Consider the following 22,657-nt stretch of genomic DNA (forward strand, 5'->3'; position numbering starts at 1 on the left):
CGACCCCGGATAGGCGGGGGCCGGGAGCTGGCGGGGGCGCCGTTGATCAGTCTGCCGACGCGATGATGTCGGCGAAGCGCTTCTGCGCCTCTTCGAGCGTCATGTCGGGCTTGGCGAAGAATTCGGAGAACAGATCCTCCTTCTGCTTCTGGCTGTCCTGCGACAAGAGCTGGTCGGTCCACGGGATCACCGCGCCTTTCGCGAGTATGGCGAGGCCCTTCTTCATGCAGTCGTTCGCCGTGTTGAGGTCGACGTCGCCGCGCACCGGAAGCGAGCCCTTCTTGAGATTGAAGGCGACCTGGGTCTTCGGGTCGAGCAGCGTCTCGGCCAGAACTTCCTGAGCCTTGGCCTTGTCGGCATCCTTGAGCAGCGGGAAGTAGAACGCGTCGCCGCCCGTGGCGATGACGTCGTTCAGGCCGAGACCGGGCAGGCAGGTGTAGTCTTTGCCGGCGGTCTTGCCGGCGACCTGGAACTCGCCCTGCGCCCAGTCGCCCATGATCTGGCCGCCGGCCTTGCCGGTGATAACCAGATTGGTCGCCTGGTTCCAGTCCTGCACATTGGTGTTCTTGGCCATCTTACGGGCGTCGTCGGCGGCCTTGAACACCTTGGCGATTTCGGGACCGCCTGCGAATTTGGCGTCCTTGTCCCTGTAGACCTTGAGGAAGGCGTCGGTGCCGCCGACGGCGGCAAGCAGCACGTCGAAGGCGCCGGACGCCTGCCAGGGCTGCCCGCCGACGGCGAGCGGGATGATGCCGGCTTTTTCCAGCGCCGGCGCAGCCGCCACGAATTCATTCCAGTCCTTCGGCATCGGCACGCCGGCCTTCTGGAAGGCTTCGTTCGACAGCCATAGCCACTGCCAGGAATGGATGTTGACCGGCACGCAATAGATCTTGCCGCCGATGGTGCACGAGTCGAGCAGGCTCTTCGGCCGCACGATTTCCGTCCACTTTTCCTTGGTTGCGAGATCGGTGAGGTCGCGCATCAGCCCGGCCTGGACGAGCTCCTCCGCCTGCCGGCCGTGGTTGAACTGGGTGGCGCCCATCGGATCGCCGCCGGTGATGCGGCTGATCATGATCGGCCGCGCTGTGCCGCCGGAACCGGCGATGGCGCCGTCGACCCAGTGATTGCCGGTCGCGTCGAACGCCTTGGCAAGTTCGGCCACTGCCGCCGCCTCGCCGCCCGAAGTCCACCAATGCGTGACTTCGAGATCGGTCGCGGCCGCCGGTCCGGCGAAGTTCAGCGCGGCCGTCGCGGCGAACGCGGCGGTCAGGAATTTGTATCGCATTTCGGTTCCTCCCAGAATCTGAAACGTTACAGATTTTCGATACGGCAAATGGCCCTTATAGGCAACCCCTCGAATGGAAACGGCATGAGATTTCTTCGGGGCACGAACAAAATCCTCTCCAAAGGGCCTGTCGGAGAGTCGCTGGTGCGGCCAATTGATGCAAAAAGCAGAGGTAAATCGAGATTTCCTTATGATTCCAGCAACTTTCAGCCCACCCCTGTGGCGCTGACCACAACGAGTGCGACCTGCCCGATGATCACGGGCGTTGGCAATCTGTAACGTTTCAGTATATTGCACCGTGTCATGGACTGAAAGCCGCGCAAATGGATGGGCGCGATTGCCGGCCGGCTTCGCGGCTGCTATGCGCCTGATGGGCGGGACGAATGGACAGACGAGCAACCGAGAAGGACGACGACACGTCGGCTAAGGGACGGCCGACGCTGAAGACGCTTGCCTTCATGACCGGGCTCGGCGTCACCACCGTCTCGCGCGCGCTGAAGGACGCCCCGGAGATCGGCGCCGAGACCAGGCGGCGCGTGCAGCTCGTCGCCAAGCAGATCGGCTATCGCCCGAACCGCGCCGGCGTGAGGCTGAGGACGGGCAAGACCAACGTCATCAGCCTGGTGCTCAACACTGAGCACGAGCTGATGAGCTTCGTCTCGGACATCATCTACGGCGTCACCGAGGTGATCGCCGACACGCCCTATCACCTGATCGTCACGCCCTATTCGCGCTCGCAGGACCCGCTGGATCCGGTGCGCTATCTGGTGGAGACGGGCTCCGCCGACGGCGTCATCATTTCACGCACGCAGCCCAACGACCCGCGCGCCCGCTATATGCTGGAACGCGGCATCCCATTTGCCACGCATGGCCGCACCGACATGGGGCTGGTGCATCCCTATCACGACTTCGACAACTATGCTTTCGCCGGCGAGGCGGTGCGCCATCTCGCCGGCATGGGCCGGCGCCGGCTGGCTCTGGTGACGCCGCCGGTCGGCCTCACCTATTACGACCACACGGTGAACGGTTTTGCCGATGCGCTGAGCGAAGTCGGCGCCAGCGAGGTGCCGTTCAACACCGTCTCCATCGACCACACGATCGAGCAGATCAGGATGCGAACTGCGCAGCTCATGCGCCGCGAGAGCCGTCCGGACGGCATCGTCAGCAGCGCCGCCGCCGCCACGCTCGCCGTTGTTGCAGGCATCGAGGACGCCGGCCTGAAACTCGGCCGCGATGTCGACGTGGTGTCGAAACAGTCCTCGGAAGTGCTGCATTTGTTCCGGCGCGAACTGCTGGTCGTGAACGAGAATTTCCGGCTCGCCGGCTCCGAGCTTGCCCGCGCTGTGCTCGGCTGGATCGGCGGCAAGGAACCTGGCTCACTGCAATCGCTGAGCAAACCGAGCGAGGTCCTGCCCTATCGGGGTTGACTGGCGCGAGTTGAGAGTCAGGTCAGGCCGAGTCGGCGGCTTCCGAGAACTGGAAGCGTCCTTGAGTAGGACCGGGAGCGCAGGAAGCCGCCCTTTGCACGCTGGCCTAACCTGACTCTAGGCGGCGCCGCTTCCCCACGGCCCATGGAACGCCCCCTGCTCGCCGATGCGCTCGAAGCCGTGCGCGCCGAAGAAATCGCGCTGCGCCTGGATCAGGTTCGAGGTGCCGCGGCCCTGGCGATAGCTGTCGAAATAGGCGAGCGCCGAGGACAGCGCCGGCACCGGCGAGCCGGCTTCGGAGGCCCGCGCGACGATGCGCCTGAGCGACGGATGCGCCTCCTTCATCATGGCGATGAAGGCCGGCGCCATCAGGAGATTGGTCGAGGCGCCGCCTGAGCCGAAGGCCTCCGCCATTGTGTCCAGCATCTGCGAGCGGATGATGCAGCCGGCACGCCATATGTTGGCGATGGTCGGCATCGGCAGGCTCCAGTTGAATTCCTTTGAGGCGCCGCTCATCACAGCAAAACCTTGCGCGTAAGCCGCGATCTTGCCGGCGAACAGCGCCAGCTCGAGATCCTTCAGCAGCGCCGCCTTGTCGCCGGAAATCTTCTCGACGCCGATATTGCCGTAGGCCTTTTCCGCCGCCTGCCGTTCGTCCTTGATCGACGACAGCACGCGCGCCGCGACGGCAGCCTCGATGGCCGTCGCCGGAATGCCGAGCTGCTGCGCTTCGATGATCGACCATTTGCCGGTGCCCTTCTGGCCGGCGCGATCGAGGATGATGTCGACCACCGGCCTGCCGGTCTTGGGATCGTCGGCTGCGAGAACCTTGGCGGTGATCTCGATCAGGTAGGAGTTGAGCCTGCCCTTGTTCCAGCCGTCGAAGACCCTGCCGATCTCCTTCGGCTCCATGCCGAGACCGTCGCGCAGTATGCCGTAGATCTCGGCGATCATCTGCATGTCGGCATATTCGATGCCGTTGTGGATGGTCTTGACGAAATGTCCGGCGCCGTCGGTGCCGAGCCAGGCGGCGCAAGGCTCGTCCTTGAACTTGGCGGAAATCGCCGTCAGCACCCTCTCGACGCGCTTCCAGGAGTCTTCCGTGCCCCCGACCATGATTGACGGCCCGTGGCGCGCGCCCTCCTCGCCGCCCGAGACGCCCATGCCGATGAAGGTCAGGCCGGAGCCCGACAGCTCGGAGAAGCGCCGCATCGTGTCGCGGAAATTGGCATTGCCGGCATCGATGACGATGTCGTTGTCGGAGAGCACGCCGCGCAGCGCCGCGATCTGCTCGTCGACCGGCTTGCCGGCCAGCACCATGATGATGATCGGCCGAGGCGGCCGGATCGCTGCGGCGAGTTCCTCCAGGCTGTAGCAGGGCACAACCATGTCCTTCAGCGGACCGGCGTTTTCGACGAAGGCGCCGGTGCGCGACGGCGTGCGGTTGAAGACGGCGATGCGGTGCCCGTGCTCGGCGATGTTGAGCGCCAGGTTGGAGCCCATCGTGCCAAGGCCGATCAGGCCGATTTCGGCTTTTTCCATCGTTTCTTCCCTGCTTTCGAACTTTTGTTGAAGCCGCGTTTTGGACGGATGATTGACGGGCCTTCGCGACGGCGTCAACCGCCTCGCCGAATTGTGTCGCGGCCCAGGTCAGTCGGCTCTGATATCAATTGGCGCTTCAATCTTCACCATCTCGAAATCGGAAACCAGGATGTCGAGCCGAGCGTTCCAGCGGCCGGGCAGCGGGATGACGAGATTCTCGACGCGCCAGGTGCCGTCGCCGCGTTTCGTCCCCGGCCGCTTGATCGGCTCGATGCCGGAATCCGGCTTCGACAGCACCAAGGTCACCTGCTTGGCATCCATCGGGCCGAAATCGCCGGTCATGATCACCATCGAGGCGGCAACCTGGCCGGCATGGCCGGGCGTGATGCTGAGATCGGCCATCCCCTGCAGGGTGTGGATGTGGATCGAGGCCGGCCGCGCTGCGGCGATCGCCAGCGCGCGTGGCGGCGGCGTGAAGCGCCAGCCGGCGGCGACGCCGAAGATGGCAAGCACGATCAGCGTCTCGATGCCGATCGAACGCGCCAGCCGCCGCTGCACTTCCGTGTCGCCCGTTTCGGCAGGCGCGGTCAGCGTCCATCGGTTGACGGAGGCAAGGGTGAACAGGAACAAAAGCAGGGCCAGTTTCAGCAGCAGCAGGCGGCCATAGGCGGTGTTGATCAGCGCTGCCGGTTCGCGCACTTGGATGATCGCCAGCACGATGCCGCTTATCGCAAGCACGGCAACCACGGGCAGGATCGCGCGCGAAAACCGGCGCAAGAAGATTTTGGCCTTCGCCGGCTGACAACGCAACGCAAGGCCGAGCGGTGCGAGCGCGCCGCTCCAGAAGGCGATGGCTGTGCCATGCAGGAAAACCAGCGGCCGCGTCAGCCATTGCGGCTCGGCGGCACTGGCGTGGCCGCTTGCCGCAAGCGCCGTGCCCACACCGACGAGCCCGGCGAGCGCAAGCAGCTTGCCAAGAGCGCGCGGTCCGGCGAGGGACAGCAAGGCAAGGCCGAGTGCAATCAGGGCGGCAAGCACCGTCCAGCCGAAGCTGGTGGCAAGCGCGGTCTCCCACACGATGGGCGCCGCAAACCGGGCGAGCGGCGCGCCGAGCGCGTCCAACCCCTGAAATCCGAGCGAGAACGGGGCGGCGGCCAGTCCGCACAGAAGAGCGCCGATAACGAAACCCTGGCCGCAGCGACAGTCTCCAGCGAGCCAGGCGAGCGCGAAGGCGCCGCCGGCGCCGAGGAACAGCCCGGCATAGAGAAGGAGCTTACCCATCCAGATTGCCGTGCGCAGCGACAAATCGACGGCTTCGCCCGCTACCGGCGCAGCACTTGGCGCGCCGACGGAAAACAGCGCCGAGCCGCCGACCGGATGGCCGTCCTCCGAAATCACCCGCCAGCTCAGCACATGCGTGCCGGATTCGAGCCTTTCCGGATTATCGATCTCGACGGTCTGATCGTTGAGCCGGAAGGAGGTCAGCGAAAGTTGCGTGCCGTCCGGCCGCACCAGAGTGAGCACCAGGGGCGAAACCGGCTCGCTGAAGGTCAGCGAGAACCGCGCGGGACTCTGCGACAGCACCGCACCATCGGGCGGATCGGTCGCGACCAAAGCCGCATGCGCGAGGGCGCGGCCGGGAAGCACCAGCAGCAGCACGAGTACGAAAGCCGCGAACAGGCCGCTGGCGACTGGCCCGATGCGCATGCCCGTCAGGCGGATTGGGAAAGTTGCTGCTGCGTTCATGCGGTCTTTCGAGAAGGGACGGCGCGCCCGAATGGGACGCGCCATCGAGAGATCATTTCTTCGGCAGCAATTTGATGCCGGGCGCCGGATTTTCCAGTGCATCCTCATCCTGTCCCGCCGCCGGAATCTCGATCCAGCGATCGGCGGCATCGCCGCATTCCTGGACCACCGGGAAATAGAGCATCTGGCCGGCCGGAAGATCGGCGGCGAGCGAAGCACGGAAAATGAACTCGTCATAGAATTCGTCCGGCAGGTTGCCGCCGCTCCAGTCGACTTCCTTGACGCCGGTGGTCAGCGTCTCGCCATAGAGCTGGTAGGATTTCTCGTATCGGCCTTTCTTGGTCTGCAGCGTCCAGCCGGGCTTTGGCATCGGCTTGACCGAAATGACGCCTTCCGGAATCTGCACGCGCACCGCGGTCGTCGCCTTGCCCTCACAGCCATGCGGCACGCGCAGGACGGCCTTATAGGTCGAGCCGACGGCCGCTTCCTGGGTTTCGAGCGTGATGTGCGCAAGCGTGGCGTTTGTCCCGAGCGCCAGAACCGCGCCCACCGCCAAAAGATACTTCTTCATGAATTGTCCCTCTAATTTCGAAATGATCACTCGGCGTGATCGTCCATGCCGCCCATCTCGCCCATGCCCTCGACGGCGAACTCAACTTTGACGCTGCCGGCCTTCTCGAAGGTCAGCGTGGCCGGAAATTTCTCGCCCTGCTTGGGCTGTCGCCTCAGGCCGATGAACATCAGGTGATAGCCACCCGGCTTCAGTGCGACCTTGCCGCCGGCCGGGATCACGAGCCCGCCGCTCACCGGCCGCATAGTCATGACGCCGTCCTTGACACTCATCTCATGCAATTCGGCCTTGTCGGAGATGTCGGAGGAAATCGACAGCAGCCGGTCGGGCGAGCCGCCCTTGTTGGTGACGGTGAAATAGCCGCCGGCCACCTTGGCGCCGGGCGGCGTTGCGCGGGACCACGGGTGCCCGACTTCCAGGTCACCGGCCTTGAATTCATGCGCCTGGGCGCCGGGAACGCATGCGAACAGAAGAAGAGCGAACACGGCAAGGCCGAGCCGTTCGAAACCGCGCGGACGAGCTTGCGCTCGCGCGGCGGGAAGAAGATTGGACATGGTTGCTCCATGAGTATGAGATCGCGCCGTGATCCGGCCGCGAGCAGTCTGATCTTGGATGAATGCGCCTGCGAAAGGTTTCGCGGGTTTTTGTCAGACTGCGGCCGGCGGCGCGCGCGGATTGGCCGGAGAGCGGTCGCGGGCAAAATCGAGATGCCGAAAGGCGAAAGGCGGGAAAGCGACCGCGTCGAACACCAGCACCCTGACGGGCGCACGGGTATCCGGCGGCGGCAGATGCGCCGGCGAAACCAGGCTGCAGCCAGCCAAGCAGCAAGCCGGCATATGCTGCCGGTGCGGATCGCCGCCCGGAAGCTTGACCGCCCCGTCATGGGTGCAGATGACGTTGCCGAAGGCATCAAGCTGCGAAGGAGCGCCAAAGGCGAAGGCGCCAAGCGCCGACTGAAGCAACAGCAGCAGCGCCGCGACGAACGCGGCCGGCATGCTCCATCGTCTCAGCCGGATATCCAAATGACCTGCCTCTTTCCAGCAATTCCACCGAGCCTAGCATGGGGGCGGCGGCCGGAAAATCGTCAAAACCGGGCTGCGGCAACGCGGCGCGACGCGCCTGATCAGGCGGGCTGCACCTGCCGCCCTTCCGGAATTGAGCTCAACAGCGTCTGGCGCGCCGACTTCAGGTGCTTGCGGCAGGCGGCGTCCACCTTGGCGGGATCGCGCGATTTCAGCGCCGCGATATAGGCCAGATGCTCCTGGACTGCGACCTCGTTGCGCTCGCGTTCCTGCGCCTTGTTCCATTGGTAGTGGTAGTGGAAGATCATCGCGATCACATCGTAGAAATCGACGATGAAGCGGTTGTGCGAGGCGCGGTGGATCAGCCGGTGGAAGCGCTCATCGAGCTCGGAGAATTCGTTGAAGCGCGTCGCGATCTCGCTCGCCAGTTGGCGATGTTCGATCTCCAGCCGGTCGAGATCGGCCCAGACCGCGCTATCCTGCGGCAGCGCGACGAAGGCAGCCGCCGAACGCAGCTCGAACATCTCGCGGATCTCGGTCAGCTCAAGCGCGAAAGCGCGGGTGAAGCCCTTGAGCACCCAATGGCTGTTGCGCCGCTTCTCGATCAGGCCGAAGCGCGAGAAGCGGATCAGGAATTCGCGCACGCTGGTGGTGCCGACGCCGATCTCGCGCGCCAGCTCGAGCTCGTTGATCTGCATGCCCGCTTCCGCGCCGCCGGCGAGCAGCCGGCGCATGAAGGAGCGCTCGATGATCTCGGCCAGCGAGTCGGTCTCTTCCTCGGGGAAGAAATCTTCCGCCTTCGGCGCCCGCAGCACCGTTTTGTTGCGCTTGTTCCAGGCGATCAGCCCGGTTTCTTCCATGCGCGAAAGAATGCTGCGCACCGTGGTGCGGCTGACGCCGAGCAGCGTTCCGAGCTCGGGCTCGGACGGCAGGCTCCTGGTTTCGTCGAGCAGCCGCAGTCCGCGGTTGAAGGCGTCCTTGTAGACGTTGTTGCTCTTCGACATGCCCGTATCCCCAACGCTTGCGGCAGCCGGCCGGAAGCGCAATATGATCGGTGTTCCTAGCGCAAGCCTCCGAAATGCGGAACGAATTTCGCCGGCTTTATCTAACGGGCGGCCACGCACCCAAGGGCGCGGCGCGCGATGAAAAAACAATTGACGCAAAAATGTTTTTTCACGATAAAAGACATTATCCTCAAACGGGCGCATGTCAATCCGCCCACACTCCCAGGTTTACCCAGGACAGCCGCCCGTGAACGCCGCAAGCACCATTCTTCTTTCCCCCGCCGACAATGTCGCGGTCGCCAATGGCCGCATCGAGATCGGTGCGGCGCTGCCCGGCGGCGCGGTTGCGGTGGCGGCGATCGACCCTGGGCACAAGGTGGCGATCAAGCCGATCGCGGCGGGCGAAGCGGTGGTGAAATATGCGCAGGCGATCGGCCGCGCCACTCAAGCCATCGCGCCGGGCGAGCACGTCCACTCGCACAATCTGGTGTTCGAGAGTGGCCGCCTGCCGGTGGTGCCGCCGAGCGAGGCCGAGCACGCCACCGAAGCGGACCGCAAGCGCACCTTCATGGGCTATCGCCGCGCCGATGGTCGCGCCGGAACGCGCAACTTCATCGGCATCATCGCCAGCGTCAATTGCTCGTCCACCGTCTGCCATGCGATCGCCGACGAGGCCAATCGCACGCTTTTGCCGAAATATCCCGGCATCGACGGTTTCGTGCCCATCGTCCACGGCCAGGGCTGCGGCATGAGCGCCACCGGCGACGGCATGATGGTGCTGCACCGCACGCTGGCCGGCTATGCTCGCCACCCGAATTTCGGCGGCGTGCTGATGGTCGGTTTGGGCTGCGAGGTCAACCAGCTCACCCTTTATGGCCAAAAGGGCGTCGCGGCGGGAAAGCGGCACTTCAACATCCAGGAGGCCGGCGGCTCGCGCAAATCCGTCGAGCGGGCGATGGGCGTGCTGGCCGAGATCGCCGAGGAGGTCGGCCAGTTGCAGCGCGAACCGATCCCGGTCAGCGAGATCGTCGTCGGCCTGCAATGCGGCGGCTCGGACGGCATGTCCGGCATCACCGCCAATCCGGCGCTGGGGGCGGCGGTCGATATTCTGGCCGGCTGCGGCGGCATCGGCATCCTGTCCGAGACGACCGAGATCTACGGCGCCGAGCATCTGCTTGCCTATCGCGCCGCCTCGCCCGAGATCGCAGCCAAGCTCGACGGCTTTGTGAAATGGTGGGAGGACCATACAGCCAAGCACGGCGCCTCGATCGACAACAATCCCTCGCCGGGCAACAAGCGCGGCGGCCTGACCACGATCCTGGAGAAATCGCTGGGTGCTGTTGCCAAGGGCGGTCAGACGCCGCTCAACGGCGTCTTCGGTTACGCCGAGAAGGTCAGCGGCAGCGGCTTGGTGTTCATGGACACGCCCGGCTACGATCCGGTCTCGGCCACCGGCCAGGTGGCCGGCGGCGCCAATGTCATCGTCTTCACCACCGGCCGCGGCTCCTGCTTCGGCTGCCGTCCGACGCCGTCGATCAAGGTCGCCACGAACTCGACCATGTACCACCAGATGGAAGAGGACATGGACGTCAATTGCGGTGTCATCGCTTCCGGCGAGAAGACGATCGCCGGCATGGGCCGCGAGATCTTCGAGCTGATCATCGAGACGGCGTCCGGACGCAAGACCAAGAGCGAGGCGTTCGGCTACGGCGACAACGAGTTCGTGCCCTGGCATCTCGGCGCGACGCTCTAAATAGTCGAAACGACCGCCGGTCGAACGGCAAAGGGAGGCTTTGATGAACAAACGCCGGATCGGCGCGACCGCGCTCGAAGTCACCGAAGTCAGCTTCGGCGGCGCCGCCATCGGCGGCCTTTATCGCGCCTGTCCGCGCGAGCCCGCAATGGAAACGCTGCAAGCGGCCTGGGACGGCGGGCTGCGTTACTTCGACACCGCGCCCTTCTACGGCTTCGGCCTGTCGGAGCGGCGCACAGGCGATTTCCTGCGTGAGAAGCCGCGCTCCTCCTATGTGCTCTCGACCAAGGTCGGCCGCCTGTTCCGGCCGGTGCCGGAGGACCAGGTTCCCGATCACTCCTATGTCGATCCGCTACCCTTCGCGCTCGACTACGACTATTCCTATGACGGCATCATGCGCTCAGTGGATTTTTCCTACGCGCGGCTCGGCCTCAACAAGATCGACATCCTGTTCGTCCACGACATCGGCGTCTACACGCATGGCGTCGAGAAGACGAAGCTGCATTTCCGTCAGCTGATGGACGGCGGGCTGAAGGCGCTGGAGGAGCTGAAATCGTCCGGCACGATTTCCGCCTACGGTCTTGGCGTCAACGAGGTCCAGATCTGCCTTGACGTGCTTCGCCGCGCGCCGCTCGACTGCATCCTGCTCGCCAGCCGCTATTCGCTGCTTGATCGCAGCGCCGAGGCCGACCTGCTGCCGCTTTGCCGCGAGCGGCGGACCTCGCTGATCATCGGCGGCGTCTTCAACTCGGGCATATTGGCGACGGGACCGGTGCATGGCGCGCATTTCGACTATCTGCCGGCGAGCAAGGATATTCTCGACCGCGTCAGCGCAATGGAGCGCATCGCCATCGGAGGTGGCTATCCGCTGGCCGCTGCCGCGTTCCAATTCCCTCTGCACGAGCCTGTCGTTGCCTCGGTGCTGACCGGCACCGCCAAGCCCGCTAATCTGACGCGCAATCTCGAACTGCTGGATGTCAAGGTAGCGGCGGCGGAATTTGCCAAATACGATCCTTATACGATCGTCCAGCAGCTTGGCTGAGATGCGGAGATCCAGCAGACCGATCAGCTGCCACGCCATCACGCAAACGGCATGAGACACCGCTTGCATCGATCAGGGCAATGCACTATCAAAATCGAGCAAATGTTTTTTATTGATAAAGTTCTGTTTGGCTTGCGCCTATCCAGATGGAGCTTCCGAACCTTCACCGGGCGATTTTAGGGAGGAACCTAATGAAATTCGTAACCAGCCTTCTCAACCGCCGCGCCTTCGTGGCTTTAGCCGCCGCCTCAATGCTCGCCGGTGCGATGCATTCGGCACCCGCCTCGGCGGCCGACGTGACCATCCCAATCATCGTCAAGGACACGACTTCGTTCTACTGGCAAATCGTGCTGGCCGGCGCCCGCAAGGCCGGCAAGGATCTCGGCATCAACGTGCCGGAGCTCGGCGCCCAGGCCGAAACCGACGTCAACGGTCAGATCTCGATCCTCGAGAACGCCGTCGCCGGCAATCCGGCCGCGATCGTGATCGCGCCGACCGAGGCCAAGGCGCTCGGCAAGCCGATCGACGAGGCGGCGACCAAGGTCAAGGTCATCGGCATCGACTCCAGCGCCGAATCCAAGGCCTTCACCTCCTTCCTCACCACCGACAACGTCCAGGGCGGCCGTGTCGCGGCTGACGGTCTCGCTGCCGCGATCGGCGCCGCCAATGGCGGCAAAGTCGAGGGCAAGGTTGCGCTGATCACCGCGCTGCCCGGCGCCGGCTCGCTCGAGCAGCGCGCGCAAGGGTTCAAGGAACAGCTCAAGGCGAAATATCCCGGCCTCGAACTGGTCGCCGACAAATATGCCGACGGTCAGGCCACCACCGGCCTCAACATCGCGACCGACCTGATCACCGCCAATCCGGACCTCAAGGGCATCTTCGCCTCGAACCTGATCATGGCGCAGGGCGTTGGCCAGGCGATCGCCGAGAACAACCTCGCCGGCAAGGTGGCGCTGATCGGTTTCGACAGCGACGAGAAGCTGATCAAGTTCCTCAACGACGGCGTCATCTCCGGCCTCGTCGTCCAGGATCCATACCGGATGGGCTACGACGGCATCAAGACCGCCTTAGCCGCCTCGAAGGGCGAGAAGGTCGAGGCCAATGTCGACACCGGCGCCAATCTCGTGACCAAGGACAACATGAAGGATCCGAAGATCGACGCGCTGCTCAACCCGAAGCTCAACTGATCTTCGCGACATTCGTTTCCGGGGCTTCGCCGCCCCGGAAACATCGCCGCGGACAGTTTGGAAATCCGCCGGCTTACTTTAGGCTCTGCCTTCTAGATGCGCGCCAGACGCATCGCTGCGTATCCAACGGTTGGATCAATCTGGGAGGATTGTTATGACGTCGACGGCGCAGGAACTGCACCCGCCCCCCACGCTGAAACCGGGCAGGACCATCCTCGAGTTGAAAGGCCTGGAAAAGCGCTATCCCGGCACGCATGCGCTGAAGCCGGTGGACCTTGCCTTCAAGTCGGGCGAGATCCACGCCATCGTCGGCGAGAACGGCGCCGGCAAATCGACGCTGATAAAGCTTTTAACCGGCGTCATGCCGCGCACCTCCGGCGAAGTCGTCTGGGAAGGTAAACCCGAGGCGCTGGCCACGCCGCACGAGGCGATGGCGCTCGGCATCAATGCCGTCCACCAGGAGGTCGTGCTTTGCCGCCACCTCACCGTCGCCGCCAACATGTTCCTCGGCGAGGAGAATTCCCGCTTCGGTCTGTTGCAGCAGCGCGCCATGGTGAAAGAAGCGCAGAAGATCATCGATGGGCTCGGCTTCGACCTGCCCGCGCATGTCATGCTGGGCGACCTCACCATCGGCCAGCAGCAGCTGATCGCCGCCGCCCGCGCCACGGTACGCGGGACAAAGTTCCTCATCTTCGACGAGCCGACCGCCTACCTCACCCGCAAGGAGGCCGACCAGCTGTTCAAGCTGATCCGCCGTCTGAAAGGCGAAGGCGTCACCATCATCTATATCAGCCACCGCATGGAGGAGGTGTTCGAGCTTGCCGACCGTGTTTCGGTGCTGCGCGACGGCACCCTCGTCGGCACGCGCAACATAGCCGAGACCAGCGAGCCGGAACTGGTCAAGCTGATGATCAACCGCTCGATCGAGCAGATCTACCACAAGCAGCATTTCACGCCGGGCGCGACGATCGTCGAGACTCGGAATCTCTCCGGCAAGGGTTTCGAGAACGTCTCGGTGACTGTCCGCGCGGGCGAGATCGTCGGACTTTACGGCTTGATCGGAGCCGGCCGCAGCGAGTTCGTCACCACGCTTTACGGCCGCCACAGGAAGTCGGCCGGTCAGATCCTGTGGCAAGGCAAGGAGGTGCAAGTCAACTCCGAGCATGACGCGATAAGGCTCGGCATGGCCCTCGCCCCCGAAAGCCGCCGCGACCAAGGCCTCTGCCTCAACCTGCCGGTCGGCACGAATCTGAACCTGCCGATCTACAAGCGCATCTCGAGCAATCTTCTGATCTCAGGCTCGCGCGAGAAGGCCGAGGCCGATCGCCAGATAGCCGATCTCAGGATCAAGACGCCGACCCGCCACGCGCTGGCCTCCAGCCTGTCGGGCGGCAACCAGCAGAAGATCGTCATCGGCAAATGGCTGGCGCATGGCGCCAAGCTGTTCATCTTCGACGAGCCGACGGTCGGCGTCGATGTCGGCACCAAGGCCGAGATTTACCGGCTGTTCTCGACGCTTCTGTCCAAGGGCGCCGGCATCATCCTGATCTCGTCCTACCTGCCGGAAGTCTACGAGCTCGCCGACACGCTGCATGTGTTCCGCCGCGGCAAGCTGGTCGCCACGCATGGCTTCCGCACCGCCAGCCATGAGGACATTTTGGGCCAAGCGCTGGCCGAGAAACAAGAAAAGACGGGAGGACAAAAATGAGCACCGAGGCGATCCCCGCCGAAAAGCCGAAGCGCAATTACAACGCCCTGTTCGGGCTGACGCTGCTCGGCTTGTTGCTTTTGATGTGGATCGTGCTGGCGGTCGCCACACCCTCCTTCGCCACGACGCTCAACATCACCAATCTTTTGCGTCAGGGTTCGCTGATCGCCATCCTCGCGGTCGGCCAGACCTTCGTCATCATCACCGGCGGCATCGACCTCTCGGTCGGTGCCGTGGTCGGCTTCACCACCGTCATTGTAGCGCTTCTGATCAATGCCGGCTGGCCGATCTGGGCGGCTGTGCTCATTACCTTGCTCGCCGGCGTCGCCATCGGCCTGTTCCACGGCTTCGGCATCGTCAAGATGGGCCTGCCGCCCTTCATCATCACCCTGGCCACGATGACGTCGCTGCGCGGCATCGGCCTCTTGATGACCAACGGCAATTCGATCTCGATCAACAGCGACCCTTTCCAGGCCTTCTCGCGCGGCTCGCTGCTCGGCATCCCCTATCTGTTCTGGATGGTGATCCTAGTCGCCATACCGTCCTACGTGTTCCTGCACCACACGCGCTGGGGCCGCTATTTATTCTCGGTCGGCTCCAATGCGGAGGCCGCGCGCCTTTCCGGCGTGAACGTGCCGCGCACCATCTTCATGGCCTATATCCTGTCCGGCCTGCTCGCGGCTTTCGTGGGTGTGCTGCTTGCCTCGCGCATCGGCATCGGCAACCCGACCCAGGGCGACACCTATGAGCTGCAGGCTATCGCCTCGTCGGTGATCGGCGGCACCTCGCTGTTCGGCGCCATCGGCTCGGTGCATGGACCGCTGATCGGCTCCTTCATTCTTTCGACGATCAACAACGGCGCCAACCTGCTCAACGTCAACACCTTCTGGCAGCGCGTCATCACCGGCCTGCTGATCATCGTCATCGTCTACTTCGACGGCCTGCGCCGTCGCGGCAAATAATCGTTCCTGAAATGACGCGCCGGCCCCGATCGAGCGGGGCCGACCCCCCTTAAACACTGGATCAGCGCATGAAAGCCGTCGTCTGCCGCTCGCCTGGCGACCTTGTTCTCGAAGACCGCGCCGAACCCGGCGCGCCGCCGCCCGGCTGGGCGCGCATCGCAGTCAGCCATGTCGGCATCTGCGGCACCGACTATCACATCTTCGAAGGCAAGCACCCGTTCCTCGCCTATCCGCGCATCATGGGCCACGAGGTCTCGGGCACGGTCGTCGAGCGAGGTGAAGGCGTCGAGCTTGCCATCGGCGAGCCGGTGATCATCAACCCCTATCTCGCCTGCGGCAAATGCGTTGCCTGCCGGCACGGCAAGCCGAACTGCTGCGTGCAGATCGAGGTGCTTGGCGTCCATCGCGACGGCGCCATGTGCGACGAGATCCTGGTGCCGGCGCAAAACCTTTATCCGGCAAATGGCCTATCGCTGGCCGATGCCGCCGCCGTCGAATTCCTGGCCATCGGCGCACACGCCGTGCGGCGCTCGCTGAGTGCGCCCGGCCAGCGCACGCTGGTCATCGGCGCCGGTCCGATCGGCCTTGGCACGGCACTGTTCGCCCGCATTGCCGGCCTCGATGTCAGCCTGCTCGACATGAGCACCGAACGGCTCGGTTTCGCCGAAAGCGAGCTCGGCTTTGCCGCGCTCGACGGCTCGAAAGCACAGGCAGCCGATCTGGTGCGGCAGGCGTCCGGCGGCGAAGGCTTCGACCTTGTGTTCGACGCCACCGGCAACACGCAGTCGGTGCAGTCCGCCTTCACCCATGTCGCGCATGGCGGAGCGCTTGTTTTGGTCAGCGTCGTCAAGGACGACATCACCTTCTCCGATCCCGAGTTTCACAAGCGCGAGATGACGCTGGTCGGCAGCCGTAATGCGCTCAGAGCAGACTTCGACCATGTCGCCGCCTCGATCCGCAACGGCGCCGTGCCGCTGGAGAAACTCGTCACCCACCGCACGACCCTTGCCGATACGCCGCGCGATCTAGCGCGCTGGGCGCACGAAAAATCCGGGTTGATCAAAGCGGTTATCGAGGTCGGATAGGGAGGCCCGACCCGCCCGTCGATGACGACCTCAGGGGTTGTCGCCCTTGATGACGACGTCGAAGGCTAGTCGGAGGCGACTGGCGTCCATGAGCGGTTGTTGCGCCATGCGCTGGCCAAGTCCGGCGTGCCGTTCTCGCCGCACAACCCGGCACACACCCACCACTATGCGAAGTCGACAAGACGGCGCGCCAAGACCGATCGTCTCGATGCCGCACAAACCTCGCAGCCCGCTCAGGGTCCAAGAACTGGCCATCATCGCCGTTGCAAGGAAGCTCCTGGTCGTCCTCAATGCCATCATTCGAGACAAAACAGCCTTCGCATGAACACAGTGATGCCGTTCCCTAAGCCGTAGAATGCAGCCGGTGCAGAATTGCATCGTGGCGGAGCGTCGACGTCACGGAATGGGTCCTCGGGTCTCGGCGTCCGCTTCGCTCCCGCTCCGCCCGTGGATGACGAATGGAGAGGGCGTTTAAGCGGCAGCCTTCCACCCATCTCTGATATGCCGATACCCTTCGCGATAAACTGCCTCCGGGCTCTCTGCGAAATCCCGCCACACCTTGGTCGCAGCCGCCAGATCCTTCAGTGATCGGCCGAACGACTCGATCGTAAGCCAATCGTCATAGCCGCTCTTGCGGATCGCCGCGAAAGTTTCCTTCCAGGGGACGTGGCCGCGCCCCGGCACGCCGCGGTCGTTCTCCGAAATATGGATATGGACGACATTTTTGCGGTTGCGCGTATAGGCGCCGATCGGATCGGCCTCCTCGATATTGGCGTGAAAAGTGTCGTACATCGCCTTGATGTGCGGCCGGTCGATCGCGTCGACATGCTCGGACAGGTCGTCCATCGTGTTGACCAGATAGCACTCGAAGCGGTTCAGCGCCTCAAGCCCGATGGTGACGCCCCTCTTGCCGGCATGATCGCCAATGGCCCGCTGCGAGGTGACTGAGCGCTTCTTCTCGGCCGCTGTCGGCCCGCTGCCGGAAAAGGCGCCAAGCGTAGAATGCAGCGGCCCGCTCAGCCTGTCCGCGCCGAGCGCCGCGCTGCAGTCGATCGCCCATTTCATGTATTCGATGCCGGCCCTGCGCGTTGCAGCGTCGGGCGAGATCAGGTTCATCGCCGGGTCGCCCATCGCCGAGACCGCGGTGCGCTCCAGTCCGATGCGATCGAGCATCTCGCCGAGCTTCTTGTAGTCATCCGGTTCGCCCGCGAAGACCGGTATCTCGACGCCGTCGAAGCCGGTTGCCTTGATGTCCTTCAGCAGCGCCTCGTGCTTTTTCGAGACGCTCGTCGTCCACAAGAACATGCACATGCCGATTTTCATCGACACCCCTCCTCTGCGGCCAACCACTTGCGCTAGCGGGTCACAATCCCCCTCATCCGGCCCGTGCCGTCGCCGAGCCCGCCTTTATAGCCTCGTCCACGCCCCGTTCTTCTTCGACGACTTCACGCACGCCTCGATGAAGGCCATGCCTTCGACGCCGTCCGCGATCGTCGGGAAGGCGACATCCTTGGCAAGCTTGCCGCCCTTTTTTCGGGCCGCGCGGATGGCGCGGGCCGCTTCCTGGTAGATATTGGCGAAGCCTTCGAGATAGCCCTCCGGATGGCCGGAGGGCACGCGGCTGACGCGCGCCGCTACCGGCATCGCACCGGCGCCCGCCCGGGTCAGCAACTGCTTCGGCTGGCCGAAGGGCGTGTACCAGAGATAGTTCGGGTCGGCCTGCACCCATTCGAGCCCGCCCTTCGAGCCGTAGATGCGCAGCTTCAGCCCGTTCTCGTGGCCGGGCGCCACCTGGCTCGCCCAGATCATGCCCTTGGCCGGATGCTCGTTGCCGACCGGCTTGAAGCGCAACAGCACATTGACGTTGTCGTCGAGCTGGCGTCCCGGCACGAAGGCGTCGAGATCGGCCGAAAGCGAATCGAGCTCCAGCCCCGAGACGAAGCGGGCGAGGTTGTAGGCGTGCGTGCCGATGTCGCCGAGCGCGCCGCCGGCGCCGGCCTGCTTGGGGTCGGAGCGCCATGAGGCCTGCTTCTGGCCGGTCGCGGCGAGGTCTTCGGTCAGCCAGTCCTGCGGATATTCCGACTGCACGATGCGGATGTCGCCGAGCATGCCCTTGGCCACCATCTCGCGCGCCTGCCGCACCATCGGATAGGCTGTGTAGTTGTGGGTGAGCACGAACACCTTTCCAGCCTTCTCGACCAGTGCGGCAAGCTTCTTCGCCTCGGCGAGCGAGGTCGCGAGCGGCTTGTCGCAGATGACGTGGATACCCGCCTCGAGGAAGGCTTTGGCCGCCGGCACATGCACATTGTTGGGCGTGACGATCGCCACTGCCTCGATGCCGTCCGGGCGTTTGGCTTCGGCCTTGGCCATCTCGGCATAGGAGCCGTAGCTGCGTGACGGATCGAGCCCGAGTTCTTCGGCCGAGGCCTTCGCGCGCGCCGGGTCCGACGACAGCGCGCCGGCCACCAGCACGAAGTCGTTGTCCATGCGCGCCGCAATCCGGTGCACCGCGCCGATGAAAGCGCCCTGCCCGCCGCCGACCATGCCGTAGCGGATCGGGCCGCCTCCCGTTTCCGATTTCGATGCGCCGACCATGCTTTCGTTCTCCCTCATGTTGGTTAGCTCCCCCTTGAGGGGAGGTCGATCCGCACAGCGGATCGGGTGGGGTCGCCGGGCGTGGATCTCGGCATGAAACCGACCCAGCCCGGCCCTTTGGGCCACTCTCCCCTCGAGGGGGAGGATAAAGGTGCTAAATCCCCATCATCGCGCGCAGCAGCTTCTTGTCGCTGGTGCCGCCGGCGAAATCATCAAAGGCCCTTTCGGTGACCCGGATGATATGATGCTGGATGAAGGGTGCGCCTTCGGCCGCGCCGTCCTCGGGATGCTTGAGGCAGCATTCCCATTCGAGCACCGCCCAGGAATCGTAGTTGTACTGGGTGAGCTTGGAGAAGATGCCGCTGAAATCGACCTGCCCGTCGCCGAGGGAACGGAAACGCCCGGCCCGGTTCACCCAGCCCTGATAGCCCGAATAGACGCCTTGCCGCCCCGTCGGGTTGAACTCGGCATCCTTGACGTGGAAGGCCTTGATCCGCTCGTGGTAGATGTCGATGAACTCGAGATAGTCGAGCTGCTGCAACAGGAAGTGCGACGGGTCGTAATTGATGTTGCAACGCTTGTGGCCGCCGACCGCGTCGAGGAACATCTCGAAGGTCGCGCCGTCGAACACGTCCTCGCCTGGATGGATTTCGTAGCCGATATCGACGCCGTTCTCATCATAGACGTCGAGGATCGGCTCCCAGCGCTTGCCAAGCTCGGCAAACGCTTCCTCGATCAGCCCAGGCGGCCGCTGTGGCCACGGATAGAGGTACGGGAAGGCGAGCGCGCCGCTGAAGCTTACCGACGCCTGGAGGCCGAGATTCTTCGATGCTTTGGCGCCGAATTCCATCTGCTCGACCGCCCATTTCTGCCGGGCCTTCGGATTGTTGTGCACCTCGGGTGGCGCAAACCCGTCGAACTGCGCGTCGTAAGCCGGATGCACCGCCACCAACTGCCCCTGCAGGTGCGTCGACAGTTCGGTAATCTCGACGCCGGCTTCAGTGCAGATGCCCTTGACCTCGTCGCAATAGGTTTTCGATGACGCCGCCTTTTTCAGATCGAACAGGCGTCCGTCCCAGGTCGGGATCTGTACGCCCTTGTAGCCGAGCCCGGCCGCCCATTTGGTGATCGAAGCCAGCGAATTGAACGGCGCGGCGTCGCCCGCGAACTGCGCCAGAAACAGGCCGGGACCCTTCATCGTCGTCGGCATCGGCATCCTCCCTCTCTCGTTTTCATGGACCAAGCATAGCGCCGATTGAAGCGAGGGCTAGCCTCTTCGACCGTTCGTCTCGGCGCCGACAAGCAGCGGCATTCTGGTATTACCAAATACGGCTGTTTGGTCAAGCGGCCAGAAACAGCTGGAATGCGATCCGCACGATTGCCGAAAGGTATCTTAATCTATTCAAATCAAAGCATTGACTGATGAGTTGAGCCCAATAGGTGGTCTCCTTGCCGTTACTGTGAATTTGCTGTAGAGGTTCTGTCAGGCCCAATTGGTCGAACCAGTTTCGAGAAAAAACACTGGAACGCCGTGGGGAGGAGATCATGCGACGGGCTCGGTGGAGAACGTCGCGAAAAACGTGACAGGCGAATTCTGGGAAGGACAGACCATGCATCTTTCGACGCACAACTGGATGCGGGCGGAGCCGCTGGAGGTGACGCTGAAGCGCATCAAGAAGTTCGGCTACGAGTCGATCGAGATTTCCGGTGAGCCCGAGCAGTACAAAACCAAGGAAACGCGCGCGCTCCTGAAGGAGCACGGCATACGTTGCTGGGGTTCGGTGACGCTGATGCTGGGCGAACGCAACCTTGCCGCCAAGAACCAGGGCCAGCGCGAGCGATCGGTACAATATGTCAAAGACGTGCTGACCATGGTGAGCGAGCTTGACGGCGAGATCATCACGCTGGTTCCCGCCACCGTCGGCAAGGTGGTGCCCGACGGCACGGAGGCGGAAGAGTGGGGCTGGGTGGTGGACGCCACGCGCGAATGCTTCGCGCATGCCAAGAAGGTCGGCGTCAAGATCGCCGTCGAGCCGCTCAACCGCTTCGAGACCTACCTCTTCAATCGTGGTGCCCAGGCGCTCGCGCTCGCGGATGCGGTGAGCCCGGAATGCGGCGTCTGCCTCGACGCCTACCACATCCATATGGAGGAATTTAACGTCTATGACGCCATCCGCCAGGTCGGCAAGCGCCTCTACGACTTCCATGTCGCCGACAACAACCGCTTCGCCGCGGGTCTCGGCCAGATCGACTGGCCGAAGATCGTCGGCACGCTGAAGGAGATCGGCTATGACGGCGCGCTGACCAACGAGTTCGTCGCGCCGGTCGACCGCACGCCGGCCGCCCCCTATCCGGAGATGGTGGAGCGCAACCCGGTCGACATCTCGCCCGAGCAGCTCAAATTCATCCAGGATCACGGCTCCAGCGTGCTCACCGAGAAGTTCTACACCGATCAGATGCGCATCACCGCCGAAACGCTGCTGCCGCTGATCAAGTAGACGGTCCGATTTGGAGCTTAGCCCTACCGTCCTGGCCGGGCGGCGGGCCGGGGATCAAGATGCGTATAAAAAGCGTCCAGGCCTGGTGGGTTCGTATACCGATCGAAGTCGCAAAGCAGCATCGCAGCGACTTCGGTCAGGTGACGACGTTCGACGCCGCCATCCTGCGCGTCGAGACCGACGACGGCCTGGTCGGCTGGGGCGAGGGCAAGAACGCCGCCGGCAGCGCCGGCAGCTATGGCGCGCTGGTCCACATGCTGAACCACGAGATTGCGCCGCAGCTCATCGGCCTCGATCCGGCCGATATCGGCATCATCTGGGAGATGCTCTACAACGGCGTGCGACACCACACGGCGGCCCATGCCGGCCATGCCATGCCCCAGTTGGCGCGGCGCGGCATGAGCGTGGCGGCGATCAGCGCGGTCGACATCGCGCTTTGGGACATCCTCGGCAAGTCGCTGGGGCAGCCGGTCTGGCGGCTGCTCGGCGGCCGCAAGGTCGAGCGCATGCAAGCCTATGCCTCGGGCGGCTGGGCGCCAGCCGATACCATCGGCGACCAGCTCAGATCCTATATCGCCAAAGGCGGCTTCAAGGCGCTGAAGATGCGCATCGGCGCCATGGACGGCGCCCCGCATATCTCGGCCGCGCGCGTCCGAGCCGCCAGGGAAGCGATCGGCCCTGATGTCGAGCTGATGGTGGACGCGCACGGCACCTACACCGTCGCCGAGGCCAAGCGCTTCATCAGCCTCACCGCCGATCTCGATCTGGCCTGGTTCGAGGAGCCGGTGATCGCCGACGACAAGCCCGGCATGGCCGAGGTGCGCGCGTCCGGTTTGACCCCGATCGCCACCGGCGAGAGCGAGGCGACCCGCTATGCCTTTCGCGATCTGGCCGTGCTGAAATCGGCCGACATCTTCCAGCCTGATCCCGCCTTCTGCGGCGGCATCAGCGAGGCAATGAAGATCGGCACCATCGCCAGCGCCTTTAACCTGCGCTTCGCGCCGCATCTGTGGGCCGGCGCGCCCTGCTTCTTCGCCGGACTGCATGTCTGCGCGGCTTCCCCCGCGACCTTCATCGTCGAGTATTCGCTGGGCGCCAATCCGATGATCCACGATCTCGTCGAGGAGACTGTCGAAGCAAAGGACGGTATGATAGCGATCCCTGAAAAGCCCGGATTGGGTTTCACCGTTTCGGAGCGATTCCTGGAGGCCCACGCGCTACGCATTTGAC

At 64.0% G+C, this 22,657-nt stretch carries 19 protein-coding genes; 9 read left to right on the forward strand and 10 right to left on the reverse strand.

Annotated features, from left to right (window positions below; genetic code table 11):
- Positions 1-46: 46 nt before the first annotated feature.
- A complete protein-coding gene (locus tag EOD29_RS14525) occupies positions 47-1,285 on the reverse strand; it encodes an ABC transporter substrate-binding protein (protein WP_127247059.1) in 1,239 nt (412 codons plus the stop codon).
- Between the two features lie 383 nt (positions 1,286-1,668).
- On the opposite strand from EOD29_RS14525, the gene EOD29_RS14530 reads away from it, so the two are divergent.
- Positions 1,669-2,712 carry a LacI family transcriptional regulator gene (locus EOD29_RS14530; RefSeq protein ID WP_127247060.1) on the forward strand — a complete coding sequence of 348 codons (1,044 nt, stop codon included), beginning with the start codon at positions 1,669-1,671 and terminating at the stop codon, positions 2,710-2,712.
- 117 nt (positions 2,713-2,829) lie between these two features.
- Here the strand turns inward: EOD29_RS14530 and gndA are convergent, their stop codons facing one another.
- The 6 genes from gndA to EOD29_RS14560 all read right to left on the reverse strand — a co-directional run bounded on the left by gndA (position 2,830) and on the right by EOD29_RS14560 (position 8,597).
- Positions 2,830-4,254, reverse strand: coding sequence for an NADP-dependent phosphogluconate dehydrogenase (gndA, locus tag EOD29_RS14535; protein ID WP_127247061.1), 1,425 nt, complete (start codon positions 4,252-4,254; stop codon positions 2,830-2,832).
- A gap of 108 nt (positions 4,255-4,362) precedes the next feature.
- Complete coding sequence (locus EOD29_RS14540; protein ID WP_127247062.1) at positions 4,363-6,000, reverse strand: copper resistance CopC/CopD family protein; 1,638 nt, start codon at positions 5,998-6,000, stop codon at positions 4,363-4,365.
- A 52-nt stretch (positions 6,001-6,052) separates the two neighbouring features.
- Positions 6,053-6,571 carry a YcnI family protein gene (locus EOD29_RS14545; RefSeq protein ID WP_067318938.1) on the reverse strand — a complete coding sequence of 173 codons (519 nt, stop codon included), beginning with the start codon at positions 6,569-6,571 and terminating at the stop codon, positions 6,053-6,055.
- Between the two features lie 26 nt (positions 6,572-6,597).
- Positions 6,598-7,125: a copper chaperone PCu(A)C gene (locus EOD29_RS14550; RefSeq protein ID WP_127247063.1), complete on the reverse strand. Its 528-nt coding sequence runs from the start codon at positions 7,123-7,125 to the stop codon at positions 6,598-6,600.
- Between the two features lie 93 nt (positions 7,126-7,218).
- Complete coding sequence (locus EOD29_RS14555) at positions 7,219-7,566, reverse strand: DUF2946 family protein (RefSeq protein ID WP_127247064.1); 348 nt, start codon at positions 7,564-7,566, stop codon at positions 7,219-7,221.
- A gap of 128 nt (positions 7,567-7,694) precedes the next feature.
- Positions 7,695-8,597, reverse strand: a complete 903-nt coding sequence (locus tag EOD29_RS14560) for a GntR family transcriptional regulator (RefSeq protein WP_067318943.1) — start codon at positions 8,595-8,597, stop codon at positions 7,695-7,697.
- A 247-nt stretch (positions 8,598-8,844) separates the two neighbouring features.
- Here EOD29_RS14560 and EOD29_RS14565 point away from each other — a divergent pair, with 247 nt between their 5' ends.
- From EOD29_RS14565 to EOD29_RS14590, 6 genes are all read left to right on the forward strand, one after another.
- Positions 8,845-10,350: an altronate dehydratase family protein gene (locus tag EOD29_RS14565; protein ID WP_067004128.1), complete on the forward strand. Its 1,506-nt coding sequence runs from the start codon at positions 8,845-8,847 to the stop codon at positions 10,348-10,350.
- Positions 10,351-10,393: 43 nt separating this feature from the next.
- Positions 10,394-11,392, forward strand: coding sequence for an aldo/keto reductase (locus EOD29_RS14570; RefSeq protein WP_095800595.1), 999 nt, complete (start codon positions 10,394-10,396; stop codon positions 11,390-11,392).
- A gap of 191 nt (positions 11,393-11,583) precedes the next feature.
- On the forward strand, positions 11,584-12,579 hold the full coding sequence (locus tag EOD29_RS14575) for an ABC transporter substrate-binding protein (protein WP_067004132.1): 996 nt from the start codon (positions 11,584-11,586) through the stop codon (positions 12,577-12,579).
- Between the two features lie 154 nt (positions 12,580-12,733).
- Positions 12,734-14,287 (forward strand): sugar ABC transporter ATP-binding protein, encoded by a 1,554-nt coding sequence (locus EOD29_RS14580; RefSeq protein ID WP_127247065.1) that lies wholly within the window; start codon positions 12,734-12,736, stop codon positions 14,285-14,287.
- Positions 14,284-15,249 carry an ABC transporter permease gene (locus tag EOD29_RS14585; RefSeq protein ID WP_067004136.1) on the forward strand — a complete coding sequence of 322 codons (966 nt, stop codon included), beginning with the start codon at positions 14,284-14,286 and terminating at the stop codon, positions 15,247-15,249. The genes EOD29_RS14580 and EOD29_RS14585 overlap by 4 nt, the downstream gene beginning before the upstream one ends.
- A gap of 68 nt (positions 15,250-15,317) precedes the next feature.
- Complete coding sequence (locus EOD29_RS14590) at positions 15,318-16,334, forward strand: zinc-binding alcohol dehydrogenase family protein (RefSeq protein ID WP_127240672.1); 1,017 nt, start codon at positions 15,318-15,320, stop codon at positions 16,332-16,334.
- A 471-nt stretch (positions 16,335-16,805) separates the two neighbouring features.
- Here the strand turns inward: EOD29_RS14590 and EOD29_RS14600 are convergent, their stop codons facing one another.
- The 3 genes from EOD29_RS14600 to EOD29_RS14610 all read right to left on the reverse strand — a co-directional run bounded on the left by EOD29_RS14600 (position 16,806) and on the right by EOD29_RS14610 (position 20,139).
- A complete protein-coding gene (locus tag EOD29_RS14600; RefSeq protein WP_067318957.1) occupies positions 16,806-17,657 on the reverse strand; it encodes a sugar phosphate isomerase/epimerase in 852 nt (283 codons plus the stop codon).
- An 84-nt stretch (positions 17,658-17,741) separates the two neighbouring features.
- Complete coding sequence (locus EOD29_RS14605) at positions 17,742-18,929, reverse strand: Gfo/Idh/MocA family oxidoreductase (protein ID WP_067319629.1); 1,188 nt, start codon at positions 18,927-18,929, stop codon at positions 17,742-17,744.
- 154 nt (positions 18,930-19,083) lie between these two features.
- A complete protein-coding gene (locus EOD29_RS14610) occupies positions 19,084-20,139 on the reverse strand; it encodes a sugar phosphate isomerase/epimerase (protein WP_127247067.1) in 1,056 nt (351 codons plus the stop codon).
- A gap of 400 nt (positions 20,140-20,539) precedes the next feature.
- On the opposite strand from EOD29_RS14610, the gene EOD29_RS14615 reads away from it, so the two are divergent.
- Together EOD29_RS14615 and EOD29_RS14620 are read left to right on the forward strand one after the other, a co-directional pair.
- Positions 20,540-21,427 (forward strand): sugar phosphate isomerase/epimerase, encoded by an 888-nt coding sequence (locus tag EOD29_RS14615; protein ID WP_066989944.1) that lies wholly within the window; start codon positions 20,540-20,542, stop codon positions 21,425-21,427.
- A 59-nt stretch (positions 21,428-21,486) separates the two neighbouring features.
- The gene (locus EOD29_RS14620; RefSeq protein ID WP_127247068.1) at positions 21,487-22,656 is read left to right on the forward strand and encodes a mandelate racemase/muconate lactonizing enzyme family protein; all 1,170 of its coding nucleotides are present in this window, start codon (positions 21,487-21,489) and stop codon (positions 22,654-22,656) included.
- Position 22,657 lies beyond the last annotated feature (1 nt).

This window comes from Mesorhizobium sp. M1A.T.Ca.IN.004.03.1.1 (assembly GCF_003997555.1).
Classification (GTDB): Bacteria; Pseudomonadota; Alphaproteobacteria; order Rhizobiales; family Rhizobiaceae; genus Mesorhizobium.